This is a genomic window from Pantoea nemavictus (assembly GCF_037479095.1).
In the GTDB taxonomy this organism is placed as follows: Bacteria; Pseudomonadota; Gammaproteobacteria; order Enterobacterales; family Enterobacteriaceae; genus Pantoea; species Pantoea nemavictus.
On record NZ_JBBGZW010000001.1, the window covers coordinates 2,955,841 to 2,977,773 of the forward strand.

The 21,933-nt window shown below is 54.7% G+C and carries 18 protein-coding genes; 10 read left to right on the forward strand and 8 right to left on the reverse strand.

What is annotated here, in order from left to right; genetic code table 11:
* Positions 1 to 29 precede the first annotated feature (29 nt).
* The gene (mrcB, locus tag WH298_RS13450) at positions 30 to 2,570 is read left to right on the forward strand and encodes a bifunctional glycosyl transferase/transpeptidase (protein ID WP_180823080.1); all 2,541 of its coding nucleotides are present in this window, start codon (positions 30 to 32) and stop codon (positions 2,568 to 2,570) included.
* A 38-nt stretch (positions 2,571 to 2,608) separates the two neighbouring features.
* Here the strand turns inward: mrcB and WH298_RS13455 are convergent, their stop codons facing one another.
* Positions 2,609 to 4,435 carry a CDP-glycerol glycerophosphotransferase family protein gene (locus WH298_RS13455; protein WP_180823081.1) on the reverse strand — a complete coding sequence of 609 codons (1,827 nt, stop codon included), beginning with the start codon at positions 4,433 to 4,435 and terminating at the stop codon, positions 2,609 to 2,611.
* 75 nt (positions 4,436 to 4,510) lie between these two features.
* Entirely contained in the window at positions 4,511 to 4,744 is a 234-nt protein-coding gene (locus WH298_RS13460; protein ID WP_036620767.1) for a hypothetical protein, read from the reverse strand.
* A 25-nt stretch (positions 4,745 to 4,769) separates the two neighbouring features.
* Between WH298_RS13460 and fhuA the strand changes: the two genes are divergently transcribed.
* The 4 genes from fhuA (at position 4,770) to fhuB (ending at position 10,729) form a co-directional block, all read left to right on the forward strand.
* Positions 4,770 to 6,983 carry a ferrichrome porin FhuA gene (fhuA, locus tag WH298_RS13465; RefSeq protein ID WP_180823082.1) on the forward strand — a complete coding sequence of 738 codons (2,214 nt, stop codon included), beginning with the start codon at positions 4,770 to 4,772 and terminating at the stop codon, positions 6,981 to 6,983.
* An 87-nt stretch (positions 6,984 to 7,070) separates the two neighbouring features.
* Positions 7,071 to 7,865: a Fe3+-hydroxamate ABC transporter ATP-binding protein FhuC gene (fhuC, locus tag WH298_RS13470; protein ID WP_007888799.1), complete on the forward strand. Its 795-nt coding sequence runs from the start codon at positions 7,071 to 7,073 to the stop codon at positions 7,863 to 7,865.
* 9 nt (positions 7,866 to 7,874) lie between these two features.
* On the forward strand, positions 7,875 to 8,753 hold the full coding sequence (gene fhuD / locus WH298_RS13475; protein WP_180823083.1) for a Fe(3+)-hydroxamate ABC transporter substrate-binding protein FhuD: 879 nt from the start codon (positions 7,875 to 7,877) through the stop codon (positions 8,751 to 8,753).
* Positions 8,753 to 10,729: a Fe(3+)-hydroxamate ABC transporter permease FhuB gene (gene fhuB / locus WH298_RS13480; protein WP_180823084.1), complete on the forward strand. Its 1,977-nt coding sequence runs from the start codon at positions 8,753 to 8,755 to the stop codon at positions 10,727 to 10,729. The genes fhuD and fhuB overlap by 1 nt, the downstream gene beginning before the upstream one ends.
* A gap of 30 nt (positions 10,730 to 10,759) precedes the next feature.
* Here the strand turns inward: fhuB and hemL are convergent, their stop codons facing one another.
* A complete protein-coding gene (gene hemL, locus WH298_RS13485; RefSeq protein ID WP_049851485.1) occupies positions 10,760 to 12,040 on the reverse strand; it encodes a glutamate-1-semialdehyde 2,1-aminomutase in 1,281 nt (426 codons plus the stop codon).
* 200 nt (positions 12,041 to 12,240) lie between these two features.
* Here hemL and erpA point away from each other — a divergent pair, with 200 nt between their 5' ends.
* Positions 12,241 to 12,588 carry an iron-sulfur cluster insertion protein ErpA gene (gene erpA / locus WH298_RS13490; protein ID WP_007893884.1) on the forward strand — a complete coding sequence of 116 codons (348 nt, stop codon included), beginning with the start codon at positions 12,241 to 12,243 and terminating at the stop codon, positions 12,586 to 12,588.
* A 35-nt stretch (positions 12,589 to 12,623) separates the two neighbouring features.
* Here the strand turns inward: erpA and WH298_RS13495 are convergent, their stop codons facing one another.
* From WH298_RS13495 to mtnN, 3 genes are all read right to left on the reverse strand, one after another.
* Positions 12,624 to 12,875, reverse strand: a complete 252-nt coding sequence (locus WH298_RS13495; RefSeq protein ID WP_180823085.1) for a hypothetical protein — start codon at positions 12,873 to 12,875, stop codon at positions 12,624 to 12,626.
* Between the two features lie 107 nt (positions 12,876 to 12,982).
* Complete coding sequence (gene btuF, locus WH298_RS13500; protein ID WP_180823086.1) at positions 12,983 to 13,792, reverse strand: vitamin B12 ABC transporter substrate-binding protein BtuF; 810 nt, start codon at positions 13,790 to 13,792, stop codon at positions 12,983 to 12,985.
* Complete coding sequence (gene mtnN / locus WH298_RS13505; protein WP_049851487.1) at positions 13,785 to 14,483, reverse strand: 5'-methylthioadenosine/S-adenosylhomocysteine nucleosidase; 699 nt, start codon at positions 14,481 to 14,483, stop codon at positions 13,785 to 13,787. The genes btuF and mtnN overlap by 8 nt, the downstream gene beginning before the upstream one ends.
* Before the next feature lie 97 nt (positions 14,484 to 14,580).
* Between mtnN and dgt the strand changes: the two genes are divergently transcribed.
* The 4 genes from dgt to WH298_RS13525 all read left to right on the forward strand — a co-directional run bounded on the left by dgt (position 14,581) and on the right by WH298_RS13525 (position 20,221).
* A complete protein-coding gene (gene dgt / locus WH298_RS13510) occupies positions 14,581 to 16,074 on the forward strand; it encodes a dGTPase (protein ID WP_180823087.1) in 1,494 nt (497 codons plus the stop codon).
* Between the two features lie 136 nt (positions 16,075 to 16,210).
* Positions 16,211 to 17,653: a serine endoprotease DegP gene (gene degP, locus WH298_RS13515; RefSeq protein WP_049851489.1), complete on the forward strand. Its 1,443-nt coding sequence runs from the start codon at positions 16,211 to 16,213 to the stop codon at positions 17,651 to 17,653.
* 184 nt (positions 17,654 to 17,837) lie between these two features.
* Positions 17,838 to 18,995, forward strand: coding sequence for a CdaR family transcriptional regulator (locus WH298_RS13520; protein WP_180823088.1), 1,158 nt, complete (start codon positions 17,838 to 17,840; stop codon positions 18,993 to 18,995).
* Complete coding sequence (locus tag WH298_RS13525) at positions 18,995 to 20,221, forward strand: alginate lyase family protein (RefSeq protein WP_180823089.1); 1,227 nt, start codon at positions 18,995 to 18,997, stop codon at positions 20,219 to 20,221. The genes WH298_RS13520 and WH298_RS13525 overlap by 1 nt, the downstream gene beginning before the upstream one ends.
* A gap of 41 nt (positions 20,222 to 20,262) precedes the next feature.
* Here the strand turns inward: WH298_RS13525 and WH298_RS13530 are convergent, their stop codons facing one another.
* Positions 20,263 to 20,655, reverse strand: coding sequence for a DUF3461 family protein (locus WH298_RS13530; RefSeq protein WP_007893894.1), 393 nt, complete (start codon positions 20,653 to 20,655; stop codon positions 20,263 to 20,265).
* A 293-nt stretch (positions 20,656 to 20,948) separates the two neighbouring features.
* Positions 20,949 to 21,773 (reverse strand): 2,3,4,5-tetrahydropyridine-2,6-dicarboxylate N-succinyltransferase, encoded by an 825-nt coding sequence (gene dapD, locus WH298_RS13535; RefSeq protein WP_049851491.1) that lies wholly within the window; start codon positions 21,771 to 21,773, stop codon positions 20,949 to 20,951.
* Between the last annotated feature and the right edge of the window lie 160 nt (positions 21,774 to 21,933).

The window sequence follows — 21,933 nt, forward strand, 5'->3', positions numbered from 1 at the left end:
CGCCGTAGCATTGCCTGGAGAATAAAAGCATGTCTGGGAACGATCGCGAACCTATTGGGCGCAAAGGAAAAGCGCCAAAGCCGCCGCGCAGCACTGCGCGTCGGGGTCGCCGCAGGGAACTTGATGATGATATCGATCAGGACGATTTTGACGAAGAAGATGAGGAGAGTGGACCGGTGCCACCAAAAGGTAAAGGTAAAGGAAAACGACCGCCACGCGGCAAGCGTCGTTGGTTAGGCTGGTTGATTAAGCTCTTCCTGGTCTTTGTCGTGGTGATGGCCGCCTGGGGCGTCTATCTCGACTCGGAAATCCGCAGCCGCATTGACGGTAAAGTGTGGCAACTGCCGGCAACCGTGTATGGCCGTATGGTCAGCCTCGAACCGGGCATGTCGTACGACAAAAAAGAGATGATTGCGCTGCTGGAAGGCACGCAGTATCGCGAAGTGTCGCGCATCACCCGTCCCGGCGAGTTTAGCGTTAAAGGTAACACCATTGATCTGCTGCGCCGTCCGTTTGATTTCCCGGACAGTAAAGAAGGTCAGATTAACGCGCGCCTGACGTTTAGCAACAATGAGCTGAGCGAGATTAAAAACCTCGATACCGGCCGCGATTTTGGCTTCTTCCGGCTCGATCCGCGGCTGATCACCATGTTGCAGTCGCCAAACGGTGAACAACGCCTGTTTGTGCCACGCGCCGGTTTCCCGGATCTGCTGGTCAGTACGCTGATCGCCACCGAAGATCGCCACTTCTATGAGCACGACGGCATTAGCCCGTACTCGATTGGTCGTGCGTTCCTCGCCAACATCACCGCCGGTAAAGCGGTGCAGGGCGGCAGTACATTGACGCAGCAGTTGGTGAAAAACCTGTTCCTCACCAACGAACGTTCGCTGTGGCGTAAAGCGCGTGAAGCCTACATGGCGGTGATCATGGATGCGCGCTACAGCAAAGATCGCATTCTTGAGCTCTACCTCAACGAGGTGTACCTCGGCCAAACCGGTAACGATCAGATCCGCGGTTTCCCGCTGGCGAGTTTGTACTACTTTGGTCGTCCGGTGGATGAGCTGAGCCTCGATCAGCAGGCGATGCTGGTCGGCATGGTGAAAGGCGCGTCGCTGTATAACCCGTGGCGTAACCCGAAACTGGCGCTAGAGCGACGTAATCTGGTGCTGCGTCTGCTGCAGCAGCAGAACGTTATCGATCAGGAACTGTATGACATGCTTTCGGCGCGTCCGCTTGGCGTGCAGCCGAAAGGCGGCGTGATCACGCCACAGCCGGCATTTATGCAGATGGTGCGTAATGAGCTGCAGGCTAAGCTCGGCGACAAAATGAAAGATCTCTCTGGCGTGAAGATTTTCACCACGCTGGATGCGATTTCGCAGGATGCCGCCGAGAAAGCGGTGGTTGAAGGTATTCCAACGCTGAAAAAACAGCGGGGCCTGAAAGATCTGGAAACTGCGATGGTGGTGGTTGACCGCTTCAGCGGTGAAGTGCGCGCCATGGTCGGCGGGGCAGATCCGCAGTTTGCCGGTTATAACCGTGCGCTACAGGCGCGTCGTTCAATCGGCTCACTGGCGAAACCGGCAACCTACCTGACGGCGCTCAGCCAGCCGAACAGCTATCGCCTTAACAGCTGGATCGCTGATGAACCGATTGCGCTGAAGCAGCCGAACGGCACCATCTGGAAACCGATGAATGACGATCGTCGCTTCAGCGGTAAAGTGATGCTGGTTGATGCGTTAACCAACTCGATGAACGTGCCAACGGTTAACCTTGGTATGACGCTGGGTCTGGATGCGGTAGTGGATACCTGGACCAAGCTGGGCGTGCCGAAAGATCAGCTGCATCCAGTGCCCTCCATGCTGCTGGGGGCCCTGAACCTGACGCCGATTGAAGTGGCGCAGGCGTTCCAGTCGATTGCCAGCGGCGGTAACCGTGCGCAGCTGTCAGCGGTGCGTTCGGTGATTGCTGAAGATGGCACGGTGCTGTATCAGAGCTATCCGCAGGCGCAGCGCGTTGAACCGGCGCAGGCCGCTTATCTGACGCTTTACAGCATGCAGCAGGTGGCGGATCACGGTACCGCGCGTGCGCTGGGTGCGCGCTACCCTAAAGCCCATCTGGCGGGCAAAACCGGTACCACCAATGACCTGATTGATAGCTGGTTTGCTGGCGTTGACGGCAAAGAAGTGGCGATTACCTGGGTTGGCCGTGATAACAACCAGACTTCGAAGCTGTATGGCGCGAGCGGGGCGATGCAACTCTATCGCCGCTATCTTGACAACCAGGCGCCGATGCCGCTGGTGCTGACGCCGCCGGAAGATATCACGCAGATGAACGTCGATTCTGCCGGTAACTTCATCTGCGGTACCGGGAGCAGCACGTGGCGTTCGCTGCCGGTGTGGTCGCTGGATCCGAATGCGCTGTGCCAGCAGCAGCAAGAGCAGGTTCAGCAACAGCAGCAACAGTTGCAGCAACAACAAGAGCAGCAACAACAGCAGCAGCAGCCACAGAATGAGCAGAAAGATTCTGACGGCGTTGCAGGTTGGATCAAGGATATGTTCGGCAGCAAATAGTGTGCTGAGAAAACAGAGGGCGCTGCGGCGCCCTTTTTTTATTGCGCGGTTTGCGATCTCAATGATGCATAAATAATATCCGAAATCTTTTCACCTGCTGTTTTCTCTTCAATTTGCAGCTCTTCACGTAAAACGCGTTCACGGCTGGCTTTCATTGGATCGCGCCCGGCAACAATATTGTCGACAAAGGTGAAAATATCCTCTTCCTGCCAGGCGACGTCGTAAGCGTCATAAATAAAATCAGCGGTGCGATTCAGGCCGTAACAGGTTTCATGTGTCAGGAAGAGAATCGGCTTTTTCGACGGCAAATACTCGAACAAGAATGATCCCGCATCGGCGAGCAACGCATCCGAGCGGGCAAAAGAAAGTTTATAATCATGTCCGCTATCCCACTCCACATTGGCACGCTGCTGGGTTGCATCTCGTAATTGCTGATAAAGGCGGCGCGCCGTTGTACTGGCTCCCCCGATCCACTGACAGAACAATGGATGCGGTCGAATGATCAGATGAATATCCTCACGTTTAATCAGTTGCAAAAAGGCCGCGCAGTAGAGATTAAAGGTGGTATACATTTTCCGTTCACCTGGGAGTACAAAATGTGGCGTCCACAGTAAGGTTTTAATCTTACCTGGCGAACTGCTGTTGGTGAGACGGAAGCGACGCTGATAGTGGTCAAATTTGGGATGGCCGGTGACGTAGACGTGAGCGTTACCCGCATTGCACTGAATACCGAATTCCGCCTTATGTCGCTCCGAGCGGGAAAATATCCACGTCGCAAGATTCTGACAAAGTAAATTAAATTGATAGAGCTGCGTCTCTTCGCTGACACCACTGTCGAGCGCATAAGGGATATAAGCAATTTTCACCCCACGCTCATGCAGATAGTCACTGCGGAACGCTTCGGGTCGCGCTTCATCGTAAGGATTTTGCAGAAACACCACGTCAGGCTGGCGCACTTCAAGCTGATAGGATTCAAATCCAACGTAATCGAGCCCTCTTGCTTGCAGTATGCCACGCTGAACATCACCGTTTACGTCACTGGCTTTCCAATTCAGGTAAGGCACCACTACGATGCGACAATCAAAAGCGGGATTGGCCTGCATCGCATCGATAACTGATTCAAAGTTCGTCCAGCCCGGCGGCCACTGGAAATAAAAATCGACCTTAATTGGCCCAGTGGTTGAAGGCGTAAATTTAGCGGGTGCAACGATGTGACTTAAAGGTTTGTTGAATAACGCCCGATAGTCGACGATTTTATTTTCTATGTCGCTTTTATCGGGGCGCTGTGCGCCACTATTAGGGAAAATGCCCAGCCACAAATCCTGCTGCATGAGACTATTCCACTGCACATCCAGTGCATATTGTGCCTGCGCGCCGCCCTGTAATTGGGCATCCAGCGCTGCATGATAATTCCCGATTAACGTAGGGTAATAGTGCTGGTTAACAATATAGGCGCACGCACACCATGCGTAGTTGGCACGTACGATATAGTCCACGCTGTTCAATGGCGTCACGCGGCGATAATTCGCTGCCAAAAAAGCCACCTGAAAATTAATTTGGGGCAGAGCGGTAAAGTAGCGATTGACATTATCGAAATTTGCCTGAGTTTCATTGAAGGCGAAGTCATCCTCCAGAATAAGTACTCTCTCCCAGCCATTGTTACGCGCCAACTCAAGCGCTGCGATATGCGATTGCGTACAGCCGATATAGCCCTTTTCATGCTTTATCGCGTCGAGTCTTACGATTTTTTCATTTGGCACGCCCAGTTTTTTGAGTTGCCTGGTAAGGCGAGTTAATCGGTCTTTGCGCTTTTTTAAATTGATGAAAATGACGCGATCAACAATATTCCAGTTTATTGGGAGCATAACTTTGTCTGCTTAACGATGAATTCCTGCATTAAGCAAATATTGGACCAGTTTATAATTTATTGATTATATTAACTATTGCTGTTTATCGGCGCTTTCAGTATGAAAAAAGCTTCCTTTTAGCGGCAGCGCACTTTCCGTTTTCTTATTCCCCAAGCCCTTCAGAGTGATTTTATTATTCGCGATCATAAATAGGCGCGATCGGGTAGCAAACACCCCGTCATCAGCCATTAAGCGTTGCGAACGTGGCGGGATTTCGCCTAAAATCCGTGCGTCATAATAATCATTCTCGTTTGTATTCGCCTGCATCGACTTTTTTCGAGAGATCTCACTTATGAATACGCGAAACACCAATCCTTGTTTCTTACACCCGAGCTCATCCCGTCGTACGCTGGCATGGCTAATCTCTTTAACGCTGGGCACCCTTAGCGCACAGGCGCTGGCCGAAGATACCGTAGTCGTGAGCGCCGATGGCGGCAACGGCGTGGCGCAGGAAAAAGCGTGGGGGCCGTCGCCAACAATCGCCGCCAAACGCAGCGCCACCGGTACCAAAACTGATACGCCAATTGAGAAAAATCCGCAGTCGATCTCTGTGGTCACGCAGGAAGAGATGGCGATGAAAAACGTCACCAGCGTGAAAGGGGCGTTCAACTACACGCCCGGTGTATTAACCGGCAACCGCGGCAGTTCCAACGTCATCGATGCGCTATCGATTCGCGGCTTCAGCGAAACCAATACCAACCAATATCTTGATGGCCTGAAACTGCAGGGTGATAACTACTCTGAGTTCGCTATCGATCCCTACTTCCTTGAACGCGCCGAGCTGTTGCGCGGCCCGGTTTCGGTACTGTACGGCAAGAGCAATCCAGGCGGCGTGGTGTCGCTGGTGAGTAAGCGTCCAACCCAGGAGACGCTGCGTGAAGTACAGTTCCAGATGGGCACTGACAATCTGTTCTCCACCGGCTTCGATTTTGGCGGCTCGCTGGATGATGATGGCGTATACAGCTATCGCCTGACCGGCCTGGCACGCAGCGCCGATGCGCAGCAGGAGATGAACAAAGAGAAGCGCTACACCATCGCGCCATCGTTCAGCTGGCGTCCGGATGAAAATACGCGTTTCGATCTGCTGACTTATTTCCAGAACGAACCGGAAACCGGTTATTACGGCTGGCTGCCGCGTCAGGGCACGGTGGTGGGCATTACGCGCCCGGACGGCAGCAGCTATAAGTTGCCGACCAATTTTGATGAAGGCGAAGACAGCAACAAGATTTCGCGCAACACCAAGATGGTGGGCTACAACTTCGAGCACAGTTTCAACGATACCTGGACGGTGCGACAGAATCTGCGCTATGCGGATTTGAGAACGGATTATCGCAGTATTTATGGGCGTACTTTTAATCCCGCAACTCTGGAAATTAATCGTCTTTCAGCTGTGTCTAAAGAAAAGCTCAATCAGTTTGCGGTCGATAACCAAGCTCAAGCAAAGTTCACAACGGGAAGCATTGATCATACTTTACTGTTGGGTGTCGATTATCAGCGTACACGTAATGATATCGACGCAGCTTTTGATAGTGCTCAGCCAATTAGTGCAGTGAATCCGCAATACGGTAATGACACCCTCGGTGGAACCCCATTCCTCTATCAATACCTGAATAAACAGGAACAAACCGGTTTATACACGCAGGACCAGATGGAATGGAATAAATGGGTTCTGACTTTGGGAGGGCGTTACGATTATGCCATGACTTCAGCATTTAATCGTAATACTGGGGTGGAAGAGAAGTCTAACGATCAGGCCTTTACCTGGCGAGGTGGCTTGAATTATGTCTTCGATAACGGTATCGCGCCTTATTTCAGTTATAGCGAATCTTTCATCCCAACGGCGGGAACGACATCAAGCGGAAAAACCTTTGATCCCTCTCGTGCGAAACAGTATGAAGCGGGCGTGAAATATGTACCTAAAGATCGTCCGATTGTCGTTACTGCCGCGGTTTATCAATTAACAAAAGATAAAAACTTAACTGTCGATCCGGCTAACTCCTCATTCAGTGTTCAAAGTGGAGAAATTCGTTCCCGTGGTTTAGAACTTGAAGCAAAAGCAGCTTTGAGTGCCAATATTAATCTAACGGCTGCCTATTCCTACACTGATGCAGAGTATACAGAAGACACTCTACTTAAAGGAAAAACGCCAGTTCAGGTGCCAAAACATATGGCGTCTTTGTGGAGTGATTATACCTTCCATGAAACGGCGCTATCTGGCGTAACGATAGGCGCAGGGGTTCGTTACGTTGGAGAAAGTAAAGGGCTTTATGAAGAATCAGAGCAGAACGGCAGTAATTCAAACCAAAACTTCGACGTTGCCGGTTACACCACCGTTGATGCCGCGCTGAAATACGATCTCGCACGCTTTGGCATGCCGGGATCAACCATCGGCGTGAATGTGAATAACCTGTTCGATCGTGAATACGTTGCCAGCTGCTACCGCGAATACGCCTGCTATTGGGGCGCTGAGCGGCAGATTGTCGGAACCGCGACTTTCCGCTTCTAACGCGTTTGCAGGGTGCGCATTTATGCGCATCTGAGTTTCTGGTCGCCATTAAGGCGACCTTACAGCGCCCATTTACCAGGGATTATCATGCAGCATCCGCACCATGCAGAAACCACCTTCCGGCTGGATAACGTCAGTTTTCGTGTGCCAGGCCGCACGCTACTTCATCCGCTGTCTCTTACTTTTGCGCCAGGCAAAGTCACGGCGCTGATCGGACATAACGGCTCTGGTAAATCAACGCTGCTGAAGATGCTCGGTCGTCACCATGCGGCGAGTGAAGGGCGCGTATTGCTGAATGAGGATGCGGTAGATAACTGGGGCAGCAAAGATTTTGCGCGTCAGGTGGCGTATTTGCCACAGCAATTGCCCGCGGCGGAAGGGATGACGGTGCGTGAACTGGTGGCGATTGGTCGTTATCCGTGGCACGGCGCGCTGGGCCGTTATGGGCAGGAAGATCGCGACCGTGTCGAAGAGGCGATTACGCTGGTGGGATTGAAACCGTTTGCCGGTCGACTGGTGGATAGCCTTTCCGGCGGTGAGCGCCAGCGTGCCTGGCTAGCGATGCTGGTGGCGCAGAACAGCCGCTGCCTGCTGCTGGATGAACCGACTTCAGCGCTGGATATCGCCCATCAGGTTGATGTGCTGGCGCTGATTCAGCGTCTTAGTCGCGAACGCGGATTAACGGTGATTGCGGTGTTGCACGATCTCAACATGGCGGCGCGCTATTGCGATCGGCTGGTGGCGCTGCGCGGTGGCGAAGTGATTGCCGAAGGTGGTCCCGAGGTGATCATGCAGGCTGATGTGCTGGGTAATATTTACGGTATCCCAATGGGAATTTTGCCGCATCCGCTCGGCGGCGCTCCCGTCAGTTTCGTTTACTAAGGCCGCGCCATGTTAGATATTTCCCGCCGCCGCCTGTTGACGGCGCTGGCGCTCTCTCCTCTGATGTCGGCATTGCCACTGCGTGCCGCACTACCCGATGCGCAGCGCATTCTGGCGCTGGAGTGGTTGCCGGTCGAGCTGCTGATGGCGCTCGGCGTGACGCCGCTTGGCGTAGCCGATATGCACAACTACAACATTTGGGTGGGCGACCCGCTGCTGCCGTCCAGCGTTATCGATCTCGGTCTGCGCACCGAACCCAATCTGGAGCTGATGACGCAGCTCGAACCTGCGCTGATTCTGCACTCCAATGGTTACGGTCCGGCGCTGGATAAGTTGCAGCGCATTGCACCGACCATGGGATTTGATCTCAACAGCGGTGACGGCAAACCGCTTAGCACCGCACGCCATTCGCTGCAGGCGCTCGGCGCGCGTATTGGACGTGAAGCGCAGGCCGTGCAGCATCTGCAGGATGTTGACGAGCAGCTGGCGGCGGCACGTGAACGGCTTCAACCCTGGGCCGATCGTCCGCTATTGCTGATGTCGCTGATGGATAGCCGCCATGCCATCACCTTCGGTAAAAACAGCCTGTTCCTTGAAGTGATGGAGATTCTTGGGTTGCGCAATGCGTGGCAGGGCGAAACTAACTTCTGGGGCAGTGCGGTCGTCGGGCTGGAGCGGCTGGCGGAGGTCGGTGATGTGCAGGTGATCTGCTTCGATCACGATAACGATCGCGACATGCAGCAAGTGATGAAAACCGCACTGTGGCAGGCGCTGCCGTTCGTGCGCGCCCAGCGTTTCCAGCGCGTGCCGGCGGTGTGGTATTACGGCGCGACCTACTCGGCACTGAAATTTGTGCGCGTGCTGGAACACGCGCTGGAGTCGCACTGATGCGCAATCGTCTTTTTCCCGTCGCGCTGCTGAGTGCCGTGTTCCTGCTGGCGCTGGCGTTAACCTTTATCAATCTGCGTAACGCGTTGCCGATCGATCAGTGGTCGCAGGCGTTGTTTGCGCCGGATATCAACAATATCCAGCAGGTGGTGTTTCATCATAGTTTGCTGTCACGCCTGGCGCTGGCGCTGCTGGTCGGCGCAGGCCTCGGCTTAGCTGGGTTGCTGTTTCAACAGGTGCTGCGCAATCCGCTGGCCGAGCCCACCACGCTTGGTGTTTCTTCGGGGGCGCAACTCGGTATTACCGTGGCCACGCTGTGGCAACTGCCGGGTGGCGAGCTAACGCAGCAGTTTGCCGCGATGGGCGGCGCGGTGATTGTCGGCGTGCTGGTGTTTGGGGTCGCCTGGGGGAAACGTCTCTCGCCAGTGACGTTGATTCTTGCTGGTCTGGTGCTGAGCCTGTATGCCGGCTCGGTTAACCAGATTTTCGCCATCTTTAATCACGATCAGCTGCAGAACATGTTCCTGTGGAGCACCGGTGCGCTTAACCAGCTGGATGGCCACAACGTGGCGCAGCTGTGGCCGCGCCTGCTGCTGGCATTTGTGGTGGCGCTGGCGCTGTTGCGTCCGCTGACGCTGATGGGGCTGGATGATGGCGTAGCGAAAAATCTCGGCCTGGCGCTGTCGGCGGCGCGGATTGCCGCGCTGGCGCTGGCCATTCTGCTCAGCGCGCAGCTGGTCAATGTCGCGGGCATCATCGGCTTTATCGGCCTGTTTGCGCCGCTGCTGGCGAAGCTGCTCGGTGGACGTCGGCTGATCAGCCGCATGTTACTTGCTCCGCTGATTGGTGCGCTGCTGCTGTGGCTGGCGGATCAATGCGTGCTGTGGCTCACCGGCCACTGGCGCGAAGTGTCCACCGGGACCGCGACCGCATTGATCGGTGTGCCGATTCTGCTGTGGCTTTTGCCGCGCTTGCGGACGGGCTCAGTCCCGCCGGCGCTCAATCAGGGCGATAAGGTGCCGGCAGAGCGGCAGAACGTGTTGCGCTGGTGCCTGATCGGATTAGTAATTCTTGGCTTGTTCAGTTGGATTGGCATCACCTTTGGGCGCGATGCACACGGCTTTGCGTGGGTGGGCGGCGACATGCTACAGCAGCTGCTGCCGTGGCGCGCGCCGCGCGTGCTGGCGGCGCTGGTCGTCGGCATGATGCTCGGCGTGGCGGGAGCGCTGATTCAGCGCCTCACCGGCAATCCGATGGCGAGTCCGGAAGTGCTGGGCATTAGCTCGGGTGCGGCGTGTGGTGTGGTGGTGATGATGTTCTTCGTGCCGGGCGATGCGGTAGCGTGGCTGCTACCGGCTGGCGCACTTGGCGCAGCACTCACGCTGCTGGTCATCATGCTGGTGGCGAGTCGCGGCGGTTTCTCGCCAGAGCGTATGTTGCTGGCGGGAATGGCGCTCAATAGCGCATTCGTGACGTTATTGATGGTGCTGTTGGCGAGCGGCGATCCGCGTATGGGCGGCTTACTGAGCTGGATTTCTGGTTCGACCTACAACATCAACATGCAGCAGGCCGTTCAAAGCGCAGTGGTTGGCGTGGTGCTGATTGCCCTGGCGCCGCTGGCGAGCCGCTGGTTAACGCTACTGCCGCTTGGCAGCGCTACCGCGCGTTCGGCGGGCATGGCGCTCACCACCTCACGCCTCAGTTTGCTGCTGCTGGCGGCAGCGCTGACCGCCACGGCAACCTTAACCATCGGGCCGCTGAGTTTTGTCGGGCTAATGGCGCCGCATATTGTGCGCATGCTCGGTTTCCGCCGTGCATTGCCGCAAGTGTTGATGGCCGGCTTATTGGGTGGGGGATTGATGATCTTCGCTGACTGGTGCGGCAGAATGCTGGCGTTTCCGGATCAGATTCCAGCTGGCCTGATGGCCACCTTCTTCGGTGCGCCGTACTTTATCTGGTTACTGCGGCGGGCATAGCAAAAGGGCGCCAGTTGGCGCCCTTGTCATTTACAGCTGCGCGAAGCTGCGGCGTGCAGCATCGATGGTGCGTTGGATATCTTCCTGACTGTGCGCCAGCGACATAAAGCCTGCTTCGAAGGCGGAAGGCGCGAGATAAACGCCTTCTTCCAGCATCAGGTGGAAGAAGCGCTTAAAGCGCTCTACGTCACACTGCGTCACGTCCTGATAGCAGGTCACTTCAGCAGCATCGGTGAAGAAAATACCGAACATGCCGCCAACGTGGTTAATCACCAACGGAATGTTCTCTGCCTTTGCGGCGGCCAGCAAACCTTTTGCCAACTGCGTGGTTAAGTCGGTCAAGGTGCTGTGCGTACCCGGCTGCGCAATCTGCGACAGACAAGCAAAGCCGGCGGCCATGGCAATCGGGTTACCGGACAGCGTACCTGCCTGATAAACCGGGCCGGTCGGTGCCAGCGCATCCATCACATCACGACGACCGCCAAAGGCGCCAACAGGCATGCCGCCGCCGATGATTTTACCGAGGCAGGTCAGGTCTGGCGTTACGTCGTAATAGGCTTGAGCACCGCCCAGCGCCACGCGGAAACCGGTCATCACTTCGTCGATGATCAGCAGCGCGCCAAATTCGTCACACAGCGCGCGCAGGCCTGGCAGGAAGTCCGGCTGCGGTGGAATACAGTTCATGTTGCCCGCTACCGGCTCAACGATGATGCAGGCAATATCCTCTGGATATTGCTCGAAAGCAGCACGCACCGTGCTCAAATCGTTGTAGGTGCAGGTCAGCGTGTGTTTGGCGAAATCGGCCGGTACGCCCGGCGAGTTTGGCTGGCCGAGCGTCAGCGCGCCGGAACCGGCTTTCACCAGCAGGCAGTCGGCGTGACCATGGTAACAGCCTTCGAACTTGATGATTTTGTCGCGATGGGTGAAGCCGCGCGCCAGGCGAATGGCGCTCATGGTGGCTTCGGTGCCGGAGTTCACCATGCGCACCATGTCCATGCTTGGCACCAGCTCGCACACCAGCTCGGCCATTTTCACTTCCATCTCGGTGGGAGCGCCGAAGCTCAGACCGCGTGCGGCGGCTTCAATCACCGCATTACGGATAGTGGCATTGTTATGACCGAGCACCATCGGGCCCCACGAACCGACATAATCGATATAACCTTTGCCGTCGGCGTCGTAAAGATACGCACCGTCAGCGCGTTCGATGAACAGCGGCACACCGCCTACACCGGTAAAAGCACGTACCGGGGAGTTCACACCGCCGGGAATCAGGCGTTGCGCTGCGGTATACAGGTTTTCTGACTTACTCATGGTTCTGCTCCTGCTGTTCGGGAAAAAATCTGGCGCCATTCTACGGGAAGAACGGCTTGCGCTAAAGTTTAGGGTATATACTTTCATGCGCATGCGGCGGCACACACTGCCAAGCTTGAGACTTGATTGCACTGCACGGCTGGCAGATAATAGCGAAATTAAGGTCGTTTTCTGACCTCGACGTTTACCCGGAGTAAAAGATGAGTGACGACTTAGCAGCGCTGCCTTTGCAATTCACTGATGCAGCAGCAAAAAAAGTGAAAAACCTGATTTCTGATGAAGAGAATCCGGAGCTGAAACTGCGCGTTTATATTACCGGCGGCGGTTGCAGCGGTTTCCAATACGGCTTCACGTTTGACGATCAAATGAATGACGGCGACATGACCATCGAAAAACAGGGTGTGGCGCTGGTGGTTGATCCAATGAGCCTGCAATATCTGGTGGGCGGTTCGGTGGATTACACTGAAGGTCTGGAAGGTTCACGTTTTATCGTAACTAACCCCAATGCCAAAACCACCTGCGGTTGCGGTTCTTCCTTTAGCATCTAATGCTGCTTCTGGCTGCCGTTCTGGTAGCCAGGTTCCTACCACTCAATAGTCACTAAGCGCGCCGATTCGCGGCGTTGTGCATCGCGTTTTAGTATCCTTTCGGTAATACGTGGTTGCGCGCTGAAGTGGCGTCCGCAGTCAATGCTCGGCAGAGTATGTTCATTCTGGCGCGAAATATCGCAACGTGAGAATAACGTCAAGGTGACGGCAATAGAGCCGGTTGAGGTAGCCGCATTCAATGGCGCAGCGATCACGAGCCCTATGGCCAGCAGCAGAGCTCTGGTCATGAATAGTTCCTGGTGAAGACAAAATTGCGCTAAGCGCTAAAATGGGCACAGAGCATACGTGGCCGCTGCGCCTTGTATTATGATCAACGACAATTTCTGCCGGATCTTTAATCTTTTTTGGTGTTATTTTTCGCCGGATGTAAATTCGCACACAGCTGTTTCGCTGCCAGTAGCATGCGTGGGCCGGGGCGGCTCAGCCAGTCGTCATTGATGGCAATCACCGGCACAGTAAGCTGCGGCTGCCAGAATTTGGCGATGCTGACGGCCTGCGTTGCGTCACCGCCGATGACAATCGCCTGCGGATGGCGCATCAGCACCTGCTCACGACTTACCTGCGGCCAGCTAACGGCGCTATCAGCGAAAATATTCCTTCCGCCACACAACTCAATTACCTGATTCTGCATGGTGTTGCGCGCAGCGGTAAACAGCGGCTGCTGGCCAAACTGCAAAAACAGCGCTATCGGCGCGCCGTGCTGATACTGTTGCCGCAGCGCCACCTCCTGTGCCCGTAATGTCTGGGCGGCATCAATGGCCTGCTGCGGCTGCGGACTCCACTGCTGTAATCCGGCCAGCGCATCAATCATTTGATCGAGGGTTTGCGGATCAATCCACTCAACTTTAAGGCCGAAACGTTGCAACTGTTCGATTTGCCGTTGCGGATTACCGCCACGCCACGCCAGCACCACATCCGGCTTGAGTTGCAGAATACGTTCAACGTTGATGCCCTGCCAGTTTGCTACCTGTTCCAGCGCCCTGGCTGGCGCCGGATAATCAGAGAAAGCGCTGACCGCGACCGGCGTAATGCCGGCAGCAAAGGCCAACTCGGTTAAATGAGGTGAAAGGGTGATAACGCGTGGTGCGGCGGCGAACAGGCTATTGCACAGCAGCAATAGCCCGAGCAGAAGATGTTTAGCCACGCGCCAGCTGCGCCAGCAGGTTTTCTACCATCAGCGAAGATTGTTTTGCCGCAACGCTGAGGAACTCATCGAAGCTGAGATGAGACTCTTGATCGGCAACGTCAGAAATAGCGCGTACCACCACGAATGGCACGTTAAATTGATGGCAAACATGGCCAATCGCCGTGGCTTCCATCTCTACCGCAATCGCCTGCGGGAAGGTGCTACGGATGCGCGCCAATGGCTCGGCACCGTTGATAAACGCATCGCCGCTCACCACTAAACCGCGCACTGCGTTGAGATCGAGTTGCTTAATAACCTGCTCGGCGGCCGCAATCAGTTTGTCATCTGCAGCGAAGGCAGCAGGGCAACCGGCCATTTGGCCTGGTTCATAGCCGAAGGCGGTAACATCCGCATCGTGATAACGCACTTCATCTGATACCACGATATCGCCCACTTTCAGCGTTGATGCCAATCCGCCCGCAGAACCGGTATTAATCACCACATCGGGTTTGCACAGTTCAAGCAGCAGCGTGGTACCCAGCGCGGCAGCGACTTTACCAATGCCTGATTTCAGCAGCGCCACTTCAACACCGTTCAGCGTGCCGGTGTAAATTTCGCAGCCAGCCAGCGTAAGTGTCTGGCGGTTTTCAATTTTGTCACGCAGCAGGGTAACTTCCTGCTCCATCGCGCCAATAATGCCTACTTTCATAAGAATCTCGCTAATTTAATGGATGTAACCCGCAAAAGTGAGGCATAGTCTAACATGGCTGATTGAGGAAGAATTCACGAAAAAATAAGGGGTAATTATGGCGACGATCAATTTCAGGAAGAAGATCAGTTTCACCCGCCCTTATACCAGCCGCAAAGATCCCGAAGGGGAATACTATATTACCCGCCATTTTGAGAGCGATCGTGGACGCATTATTAACTCCGCTGCCATTCGCCGTCTGCAACAGAAAACTCAGGTATTCCCGCTGGAACGCAATGCCGCAGTGCGTTCGCGTCTGACGCATTCACTGGAAGTGCAGCAAACCGGGCGTTATATCACCAAAGAGATTCTGCAAGCGCTGAAAACGCAGGGCGGCGGACTGGCGAATTATGGGCTGAATGAGTTTGAAGGCGCGTTTGAAAGCCTGATTGAAATGGCCTGCCTGCTACACGATGTCGGCAATCCGCCTTTTGGTCATTTCGGTGAAGCGGCGATCAATGATTGGTTCGATGATAACCTGCCTGCTGAATTAGTCGATCCGCTGGTAGCCGGGGTTGGCGACGATATTGCACGCTCAGCATTCGACCAATTAAATGCCATGATCCGCCAGGATTTATGCCACTTTGAAGGCAATGCGCAAGCGATTCGCCTGGTGCATACGCTGCTGCAACTTAATCTCAGCTACGCGCAGGTTGCCTGTATTTTGAAATATACCGCACCGGCATGGTGGCAAGGTGATAAACCGGCTGAGTTTAGCGTGTTAATGAAGAAACCGGGTTTCTACTTATCCGAACGCGAATATGTTGCCGAGTTACGTGACGCGACAAATATTAAAGAGCATCATCGTTTTCCCCTGACCTGGATAATGGAAGCCGCCGATGATATCTCTTATTGCATCGCCGATCTTGATGACGCGGTGGAAAAAGATATCTTCCATGTTGAAACGCTGTATAAGCATTTGCTCGAGGCCTGGGGGACGGTCAAAAACGGTGATGTCTTCAGCCGCACCATCGGTGATGCATGGAAAGAGGCCAATCAGAAAAAGCGTCGCAGTATCAGCGATCAATTCTTTATGTCGCTGCGGGTTAATGTGCAGAACGTATTAGTTAGCCATGCGGTACGGCGTTTTATCGATAATCTGCCCGCTATTTTCGAAGGCAATTTCAATCATGCATTATTGGAAGATGACGGTGAAGAAGGGCGCTTGCTTAACTTATTTAAGACGGTTGCACGCCAGCAGGTGTTTAATCATCCGGAAGTCGAGCAGCTGGAGTTGCAGGGCTACCGCGTGATTAAAGGGCTGCTGGAGATATATCAATCCTTGCTGTTGCTGGATTATGAGCAATTTACCACGTTAATGAACGATGATTTCCTGGCAAAGCATCCGATTGAAACCCGTCTGTTTCATAAGCTTTCCGGAAAACACCGTAAAGCTTATCAACAACACATGCGTTCATTAATCGTTGAGCATAAATATCAGCGTTTGTTGTGGGAACGTTATTATCGTGCGCGCCTGATTCAGGACTACATTAGTGGAATGACAGACAATTATGCCTGGGATGAATATCGTCGTTTGATGGCGGTGGAATAAGCGCGGATTTGTAAAGACGAAGAACAATTTTTTACCTTTGCCTAAAACTTTATTAGGAACTTCGCGCTAAAAACTTAATCTCATCATCACGACCACAGCAATGGTCTGGCCGTACTTCTTAGAGAGACACAGATAAATGAAAAAAAACACAATTATGCTGGCGTTGGCGCTGAGTTTCGGCGCGGCAATGGGTCCTGTGAGTGCATTCGCAGCGGAGACAGCGTCTTCTTCGAGCCAACAGTTGCCAAGCCTGGCACCGATGCTGGAAAAAGTCATGCCTTCCGTGGTGAGCATCAGCGTTGAAGGCAGCACCACGGTTAAAACCCCACGCATGCCTCAGCAGTTCCAGCAATTCTTTGGTGATAATTCACCGTTCTGCCAGGACGGTTCTCCGTTCCAGAGCTCACCGATGTGCCAGAACGGCGGCGGTGAGGGTGGTGGCGCAGAGGGCGGTGCCAACGCGCAGAAACAGCAGTTCCGCGCGCTGGGTTCCGGCGTGGTGATCAATGCAGATAAAGGTTATGTCGTTACCAACAACCACGTGGTGGACAACGCCACCAAAATTCAGGTTCAGCTGAGCGATGGTCGTCGCTACGACGCCAAAGTGATCGGCAAAGATCCGCAATCTGATATCGCGTTGATTCAGCTGCAGGATGCGAAAAACCTTACTGCAATTAAGATTGCCGATTCTGACAACCTGCGCGTCGGTGATTACACCGTGGCGATTGGTAACCCGTATGGTCTTGGCGAAACGGTCACCTCAGGTATCGTTTCCGCACTGGGTCGAAGCGGCCTGAACGTTGAGAATTATGAAAACTTTATCCAGACCGATGCGGCGATTAACCGCGGTAACTCCGGCGGTGCGCTGGTTAACCTCAACGGTGAGCTGATCGGTATTAACACCGCGATTCTGGCGCCGGACGGCGGCAACATCGGCATCGGCTTTGCTATCCCAAGCTCAATGGTGAAAAACCTGACCGCGCAGATGGTGGAATATGGTCAGGTGAAACGCGGCGAGCTGGGCATTATGGGCACCGAGCTTAACTCCGAACTGGCGAAAGCGATGAAAGTTGATGCGCAGCGCGGCGCCTTTGTCAGCCAGGTACTGCCAAACTCTGCCGCGGCGAAAGCTGGCGTGAAGGCCGGTGACGTGGTGGTGTCAATGAACGGTAAAGCCCTGACCAGCTTCGCGGCGTTGCGTGCTGAAGTCGGCTCGCTGCCGGTGGGCACTAAGCTGCAGCTGGGTCTGCTGCGTGAGGGCAAACCGGTGAACGTCACGGTTGAACTGCAGCAGAGCTCGCAGGAGAAGGTGCAGTCCGCCACCATTTACACCGGTATTGAAGGCGCCGATCTCAGCAATATCGACACAAACGGCCAGAAAGGCGTGCGAGTTGATAATGTGAAAGCGGGTAGCGCAGCGGCGCGTATCGGCCTGAAGAAAGGTGATGTCATCCTCGGTGTGAACCAGCAAGCGGTGGCTAATCTCGGCGAACTGCGTAAGGTGCTCGACACCAAGCCTTCAGTGCTGGCACTGAACGTGCAGCGCGGAGATAGCAGCCTGTATCTGCTGATGCAGTAAGTTTCCGGTTGTTAATGGCAGGCGAGCTTCGGCTCGCCTTTTTTACGCCTGGGCAAATGTCCGGTAATGAATGTGACGTCCACCGCAAATCCCGCATAATCCTTCTGGCTATGTGCAGTTGCACAATGTCAGCGCCTTAATGGATGCGTATTCTGTCGGTTCGTCCTTACCTCCGGAGTGTTTGATGGCCACCTATCATCTCGATGCGCGACTGGCTCAGGATATTGTTGCCCGCACCATGCAAATTATTGATAGCAATGTCAACGTGATGGATGCACGCGGTCGCATCATCGGCAGCGGCGATCGTGAGCGTATTGGCGAATTGCACGAAGGCGCGCTGCTGGTGCTGTCGCAGGGTCGCGTAGTGGACATCGACGAGGCGGTGGCAAAACATCTGCACGGCGTGCGTCCCGGGATTAATTTACCGCTGCGCATTGATGGCGATATCGTCGGCGTAATCGGCTTGACCGGCCAACCGGCCACGCTGCGTCACTACGGCGAGCTGGTGTGTATGACCGCCGAAATGATGCTGGAGCAGGCGCGTTTGCTGCATATGCTGGCGCAGGACAGCCGCCTGCGTGAAGAGCTGGTGCTGAATCTGGTGCGCAGCGAAACTTTATCGCCGGCGCTGAGCGAATGGGCGCAGCGGCTGGGCATCGATCTCAATCAGCCGCGCGTGGTCGCGGTGGTGGAAGTGGATAGCGGTCAACTTGGCGTCGATAGCGCTATGTCAGAACTGCAGCAGCTGCAAACGTTGTTGACTACGCCGGAACGCGACAACCTGATTGCGATTGTTTCGCTGACCGAAATGGTGGTGCTCAAGCCGGCGCTCAATGCGCATGGTCGCTACGATCACGACGATCATCGCCGGCGAGTGGATCAACTGCTGCAGCGGATGAAGGAGAGCGGGCAGGTGCGCATGCGCATCGCGCTTGGCAACTACTTTACCGGCCCCGGCAGCATTGCACGCTCGTACCGCACCGCGCGTACCACCATGATGGTGGGTAAACAACGCATGCCCGATCAGCGCAGCTATTTTTATCAGGATCTGGTGCTGCCGGTGCTGCTCGACAGTTTACGCGGCGGCTGGCAGGCCAATGAGCTGGCGCGCCCGCTGGCGAAACTCAAAAGTATGGATAACAACGGTTTATTACGGCGTACGCTGGTGGCATGGTTCAGCCACAACGTGCAACCTAGCGCGACCGCGCGCGCGCTGTTTATTCATCGCAATACGCTGGAGTATCGCCTCAACCGTATTTCCGAGCTAACCGGACTCGATCTGGGTAACTTTGACGATCGGCTACTGCTGTACGTGGCGCTTCAACTGGATGAGCAGAGTTAATGATCAGGGCGTGGATTGCGTTGTTGTGGCTGTTTAGCGCGCTTAGTTTTGCCAACGATCCGGCTTTTCTCTCTTTAAACGATCTGCAACGGGTTAAACAACAACTCGCTGAGCAGCAGGCTGCGCCGCCGACGCTCGAAGCCTGGCATCAACTGCAACAGCAGGCGGATAGGGCGCTAAAACATGCTAATCCCAGCGTCACCGACAAAGGTATGCTGCCACCGAGTGGTTCAAAGCAGGATTATCTAAGCTTAAGCGCCTACTGGTGGCCGGACGCCAGCAAAGCTGATGGCCTGCCGTGGCAGCGCCGCGATGGGGAAGTGAATCCCGCCAGCAAGAACAACCAGAGCGATGGCGTGCGGCTGGCGCGCTTTACCGCCGATTTCCAGGCGCTGGCGCTGGCCTGGTACTTCTCCGGCGATCAACGCTATGCCGATAAAGCGTTGGCGATGATGCGCCACTGGTTTATTACGCCCTCCAGCCGCATGCATCCCAACCTTAATTTTGCGCAAGGCATTCCGGGCCGTTCTGCGGGCCGCCACGATGGCGTTCTGGACGGGCGTTATTTCGCCACGCGCGTGGTGGATGCGCTCACTTTATTGCGTCACGCGCCCGGCTGGCAGCCTTCCGATGAGAAAGCGATGCAGCAGTGGTTCAGCGACTATCTGCACTGGCTGCTGCACAATCCGTTAGCACAGAAAGAAGCGGCGGCGGCGAATAATCATGGCAGTTGGTATTGCACCCAGGTGGCGGGGATCGCGTGGTATTTGGACGATCGTGAGACGGTAAAAGCGATGGTTGAGCTGGCGCGCAGTAAAATCGCGCTGCAAATCCGCGCCGATGGCAGCCAACCTGCCGAGCTGGCGCGCACGCGATCGTTCCATTACAGCTATTTCAATCTGCAGGCGCTGACCGCAGTGGCGCAGTTGGCCAAAAAAGCGGGGCTGGGGGATTTATGGCATAGCCGCCAGCAAAGCGGTTCGCTGCTGGATGCGCTAGACGCGATGGCACCGTACAGCGATGCCAGCAAAGTCTGGCCGTGGAAAAATCGTGATCGTGTTAGTGAACGTGTGATTCCATTGCTTTCAGCGGCCGACAACAGCTTGCAGCAGCCGCGTTATCAGCGGTGGATCACGCAGGAAACATGGACTAATAACAAGCGTGGCGCGGTAATGCAGGCGCAGCGTGACAGCTGGCTGCTTTCGCTGCCTTATCAGCAGCAATAAAAAAGGCCAGCATTAGCTGGCCTCTTATCTAAAGCGCGAAATTAACGGTTGTTGCGGGTCAGCTGATCGAGGTCAGATTCGATTTCAGCGATCTTGTTGGAGACCACGCTTTCCAGATGGCGCAGATCCGCCAGGATTTTACGCTTCAGATCTACTTCAACCTGGTCGCGCTGGCAAATCTGGTCCAGCTCATCGATCACGTAACGCAGGTTCGGGCTGATTTCCTGAACTTCTTTGTAACCCTGGCTGGTGTGATCGGCGACAACCGTTTTACGCTGACGCGGGTATTTGAACTTCACGCTTTTCGCAAAGAATTCACCTTTGTCTTTGCGGAAGTAGATTTTAAGAATGTCGTTGTTAGCTTCCTGACGCAGGCTGTAACGGTCGATGTCGTCAGGGTTGCTGATACCTAAGCTTTTCAGGTTGTCGTACATAGCGTTTATATTCCATCTAAGAGTGGGTGAGCGCGCAGGACTATCATCATCATTCGGGATGCAGCAGGAACGCGGCAACCGGAACGCTTACGGCATACTTAATCAACTGTAGACACAAAAACCGGGATGAACAGTGCGCGACCGGAGTTAACTTGGCGCGGATTATGAACTGTTTGAAAAATAAACGCACGTGTTAATTCGCGGCGCGAAACAGGTAATTCAAGCGGGAGTGTAAACAAATAATTACGGGCCTGAATATAGGCCCGTTGGGAAAGTTTTGCGGCAGAAGAAACTTAGTCGATGCTGCGCAGCAGTTCGTTAATGCCTGTTTTGCTAAGGGTTTTAGCATCAACTTTTTTCACGATGACTGCGCAGTACAGGCTGTAGCTACCATCTTTTGACGGCAGGTTACCTGAAACCACCACTGAACCCGCGGGTACGCGGCCGTAATGTACTTCGCCGGTTTCGCGGTCAAAGATTTTGGTGCTCTGGCCGATGTACACGCCCATCGAAATCACTGAGCCTTCTTCTACGATCACGCCTTCAACGATTTCTGAACGTGCACCGATGAAGCAGTTATCTTCGATGATAGTTGGGTTGGCCTGCAGCGGTTCCAGCACGCCACCGATGCCCACGCCGCCAGACAGGTGCACGTTTTTACCGATCTGCGCACATGAACCGACCGTGGCCCAGGTATCAACCATGGTACCTTCATCAACGTACGCACCGATATTGACGTAAGACGGCATCAGCACGGTGTTGCGTGCGATGAATGCGCCCTGACGCACGGCAGCCGGTGGCACCACACGGAAACCGGCGTTCTTGAAGCGCGCTTCATCCCAGCCAGCAAATTTCATTGGCACTTTGTCGTAGAAACGGGTTTCAGAGCCTTCCATCACCTGGTTGTCGTTAATGCGGAACGACAACAGCACAGCTTTCTTCAGCCACTGATGCGTTACCCATTCTCCGTTGATCTTTTCAGAAACGCGCAGTTCACCGCTATCCAGCAGGCCGATAACCTGGTTGATAGCATCACGGGTTGCACCGTCTACGCTAGATGGCGTGATGTCGGCGCGGCGCTCAAAGGCAGATTCGATAACGCTCTGTAACTGTTGCATATTTATTTCCTGATTCTGTCATAGCGGATGTCCGTAAATACGGACATGATTAAAATATCTCCCCTAAATCATTCAAGCTGCAGGTAGGCGGCGACGCAGCGAGAGCCTGGGAGCATACATCAGTATGTGACCAGGTCGAGCGAGGAAAGCCAACGCCCCT

Excerpts from the sequence above, each read along its gene's own strand:
- fhuC (WP_007888799.1), top strand. The coding sequence starts at position 7,071 with ATGCAGCATCCGCACCATGCAGAAACCACCTTCCGGCTGGATAACGTC.
- WH298_RS13520 (WP_180823088.1), top strand. The coding sequence starts at position 17,838 with ATGGCCACCTATCATCTCGATGCGCGACTGGCTCAGGATATTGTTGCC.
- WH298_RS13495 (WP_180823085.1), bottom strand. The coding sequence starts at position 12,875 with ATGACCAGAGCTCTGCTGCTGGCCATAGGGCTCGTGATCGCTGCGCCA.
- WH298_RS13455 (WP_180823081.1), bottom strand. The coding sequence starts at position 4,435 with ATGCTCCCAATAAACTGGAATATTGTTGATCGCGTCATTTTCATCAAT.
- erpA (WP_007893884.1), top strand. The coding sequence starts at position 12,241 with ATGAGTGACGACTTAGCAGCGCTGCCTTTGCAATTCACTGATGCAGCA.
- dapD (WP_049851491.1), bottom strand. The coding sequence starts at position 21,773 with ATGCAACAGTTACAGAGCGTTATCGAATCTGCCTTTGAGCGCCGCGCC.
- WH298_RS13530 (WP_007893894.1), bottom strand. The coding sequence starts at position 20,655 with ATGTACGACAACCTGAAAAGCTTAGGTATCAGCAACCCTGACGACATC.
- fhuA (WP_180823082.1), top strand. The coding sequence starts at position 4,770 with ATGAATACGCGAAACACCAATCCTTGTTTCTTACACCCGAGCTCATCC.
- dgt (WP_180823087.1), top strand. The coding sequence starts at position 14,581 with ATGGCGACGATCAATTTCAGGAAGAAGATCAGTTTCACCCGCCCTTAT.
- WH298_RS13525 (WP_180823089.1), top strand. The coding sequence starts at position 18,995 with ATGATCAGGGCGTGGATTGCGTTGTTGTGGCTGTTTAGCGCGCTTAGT.
- fhuD (WP_180823083.1), top strand. The coding sequence starts at position 7,875 with ATGTTAGATATTTCCCGCCGCCGCCTGTTGACGGCGCTGGCGCTCTCT.
- WH298_RS13460 (WP_036620767.1), bottom strand. The coding sequence starts at position 4,744 with ATGCAGGCGAATACAAACGAGAATGATTATTATGACGCACGGATTTTA.
- mrcB (WP_180823080.1), top strand. The coding sequence starts at position 30 with ATGTCTGGGAACGATCGCGAACCTATTGGGCGCAAAGGAAAAGCGCCA.
- hemL (WP_049851485.1), bottom strand. The coding sequence starts at position 12,040 with ATGAGTAAGTCAGAAAACCTGTATACCGCAGCGCAACGCCTGATTCCC.
- mtnN (WP_049851487.1), bottom strand. The coding sequence starts at position 14,483 with ATGAAAGTAGGCATTATTGGCGCGATGGAGCAGGAAGTTACCCTGCTG.
- fhuB (WP_180823084.1), top strand. The coding sequence starts at position 8,753 with ATGCGCAATCGTCTTTTTCCCGTCGCGCTGCTGAGTGCCGTGTTCCTG.
- degP (WP_049851489.1), top strand. The coding sequence starts at position 16,211 with ATGAAAAAAAACACAATTATGCTGGCGTTGGCGCTGAGTTTCGGCGCG.